3 protein-coding genes are annotated in these 2,448 nt (G+C 44.7%); 2 read left to right on the top strand and 1 reads right to left on the bottom strand.

The genetic code is table 11. The annotated features are described in order from the left end of the window. Window positions 1–602 (bottom strand): pyridoxal phosphate-dependent aminotransferase family protein (locus tag EPN29_13905; GenBank protein TAN31239.1); only part of this gene is annotated, 602 nt, incomplete at its 3' end. Between the two features lie 160 nt (window positions 603–762). Between EPN29_13905 and EPN29_13910 the strand changes: the two genes are divergently transcribed. After that, window positions 763–1,152 carry a hypothetical protein gene (locus EPN29_13910; protein TAN31240.1) on the top strand — a complete coding sequence of 130 codons (390 nt, stop codon included), beginning with the start codon at window positions 763–765 and terminating at the stop codon, window positions 1,150–1,152. Further along, window positions 1,061–2,311, top strand: a complete 1,251-nt coding sequence (locus EPN29_13915; protein ID TAN31241.1) for a PAS domain S-box protein — start codon at window positions 1,061–1,063, stop codon at window positions 2,309–2,311. The genes EPN29_13910 and EPN29_13915 overlap by 92 nt, the downstream gene beginning before the upstream one ends. Window positions 2,312–2,448: the final 137 nt, after the last annotated feature.

A 2,448-nucleotide genomic window follows, 5' to 3' on the forward strand; every position in this document is an offset into this window, starting at 1 on the left:
AGCAACCGGTAGATAACTCTGATGGGGCATTCATCTCCGAACATGCTGTAAATGCCATCCGCCAGGTACCATATTTTCGCATGCTTTGCCTGTAATGCAATGATACGTTCTTCCAGCAGGTCCATCCTGCTGTGGCGGACAATCTCCACGTGTATGCCACGAGGTTTCAGGAGATTGACAGCCGTTTGTACTGAGTTGTGTACCTGCTGATCGATAATCACTGCATCCTCATCATTGACCAACGCCGGTATAGCGGCTATGTGTCCCAGGGTAGTTGTCGGGGTTATGACACAATGAGCTTCAAACATTCTCTCCAGCAGTTCCTCCAATTCTTTATACAATGTCAGCGACACATAGGCCCTGGATTCAGAAAACTGTGTGCCATAACGCTCTATAGCATCCTGCGCGGCCTGCTTCAACCGGGGATCGAATTCCAGTCCCAGGTAACTGCACGAACCGAAATTGACAACCCGTTTCCCTCGCAACGTAACGGCATTGCCTGTGAACCGTTCATCCTCTGTATAGAGATGCACGATCCCATGTTGCATACCCTCGGCGACAATCCGGCTTACCGTATCTACAAAAGCATTTCCTTTCCGCATACAAGACGCTTAATCCTGAAAATGCAATATTTGGAATTGAGCGATTCACTAACAACCTCATAAGTATTGATTTTTATTCCTTAACTTTATGGAATAGAGTCTCCATATAAATATGGAAAGCCCTTTCCATTACATCTTTAACTTATTGATACCCACTCCTATGAAAACCGAGTCAGACACACCTTTTGTTCATTTTCTTTTACGGGACGGACTGTTGATTGCCACCTATAAAAAAGGGTTAAAAGTCAACCTTGCTATTGCCAGGCAGATCGTGCAAAGCCGGCTTGATTTCATGGAATTCAAGCCCGTGGCGACGCTGATCCGGTCGGAAGGCCACATGACAATAGATAAAAAAGCACGGGATTTTTTTGCCTCTCCGGAAGGTACCTGGGGATTGATTGCCGCAGCTATGGTTCCTTGTAATCCTTTCGACTGGGCGCTCGGCAGCTTTTTTCTCCATGTTCGTAAACCTCCGATGCCGACCCGGGTTTTTTCTCATGAGGACTCAGCCATCAAATGGTTGTGTAAATTTGTTAATGAAAAAAAATAATCTTGCAACTGTGGATTTGCGTTTCAAACAAATGATCAACACCTTGAGCGCTTATGCCGCCGGTAATTTTAACTGCAGCATTAAGATCAGCAACCGCTATGATGAGTTGGATGCTATTGCCGAAAGCATCAATATGGTCGGGCAGGAACTGAAAGCTGTGACTATTTCCCGGAACTATTTTAATAACATTTTCCATTCGGTATCCGATATGATATTCGTCCTGGATAAATCGGGCCATATTATAGATACCAATCGAATGGTTTATGATCAACTGGGTTATTTAAAGGACGCATTACTGGGCATAAAGGTGGACGAGTTGTCAAGTGATGGACAGGATTCCATCACCGAAGATATATTAAGGGATCTGAAACAACCGGGAGAAAAGCTGCACAAAGATTATTATTTCAAAACAAGCGCAGGTAACCAGTTACCTGTTCATATCAGCGCTTCCTACCTGACCGGTGATCATGGTAAAAAAAGCGGCATACTGATCATTGCTAAAGACCGTACCAGGCAAATAGAGAACGAAAATCGTGTCATCCGTGCCATCATTGATACGCAGGAAGAAGAACGTCAGCGCCTGGCGCGGGATCTTCATGACAGCCTGGGCCAGGAACTGGCCGGCGTAAAGTTTTCTATCTCTTCTATCGGCGAAAGATGCAAGGACACTAAAGAGAAAATACTACTGGAAAAATCTGACCATGCGCTGGATCAGATTATCTCTGATATGCGGGATATCTGTTTCAACCTGCTTCCGAAAACGCTGGTAGAATTCGGGTTACTCCAGGCCGTAAAGGAACTCTGCCGGTACACCGAACTGACAAACCAGGTGACTTTTCAGCTTAAGTCAGACGATTCTTTCCCAAATTTATCCAAGGAGATGGCAGTGGATGTTTACCGGGTAATACAGGAATTTATCAACAATTCGATTCGCCACAGCCAGTGCTCGGTTATCATGTTGGAATTTGATCATGGTACCGATCATGTTTCCGTGTTGCTGCAGGATAACGGGAAGGGCTTTATACCCGGTAAGATTAGAAAAGGGATGGGACTTCAAAATATGAAATCCCGTATCGTATCGCACACAGGAGAGATTATCATCCGCAGTAGCGAGGGGAGAGGTACAAAACTTAAAATCACTTTGCCGATAACCTATTAATTATACTGTATGATGAAAGGCCGGTCTGAAAAAAAGATAAGTGTATTGATAGCAGATGACCACTGGATGATCAGAGAAGGGATAGAACAGATGCTAAAAGGCCAGGGAGATTATTACCATTTCGACATCACGGAAGC

It is taken from the genome of bacterium, from assembly GCA_004299235.1.
Lineage (GTDB): Bacteria > Chloroflexota > Dormibacteria > Dormibacterales > Dormibacteraceae > SCQL01.